This window comes from Niallia yueguangensis (assembly GCF_052663115.1).
In genome coordinates, this window is record NZ_JBQTCX010000076.1 from 1 (window position 1) to 388 (window position 388).

Here is a 388-nt window from a genome sequence, read left to right on the forward strand (position 1 = left end):
GATTCAAAAGGGCATGAACTTCATTTAATTACAAATCGTTTTGATTTGAACGCCGAAGAAATATCAGAGATGTATAAATCTCGCTGGGCAATTGAGCTGTTTTTCAAATGGATTAAACAACATCTCAGCATAAAAAAGTTCTATGGTCAAAGCGAATGGGCGATTCAAAATCAAGTATTTATAGCATTAATCGTTTTTTGCCTACATGTTCTCGTTCAGATCGAGACAAAAAGTAAGCGAAAGACCTTACAGATTAGCCGTTATTTAAGGGCTGCACTGTGGAAACCAGCGCATATTTGGCTTCGAAAAATTGAAGGAAAAGCCATTCCTTAATAAGTAAATTGTCGTCGTTGCACAAGTCTAATTGTAAATAAATTTCCAAATGGAT

1 protein-coding gene is annotated in these 388 nt (G+C 35.3%); it reads left to right on the plus strand.

What is annotated here, in order from left to right; translation table 11 throughout:
• On the plus strand, positions 1–333 hold a 333-nt coding region (locus tag ACTYA4_RS22250; RefSeq protein ID WP_445505882.1), incomplete at its 5' end, for a transposase.
• Positions 334–388: the final 55 nt, after the last annotated feature.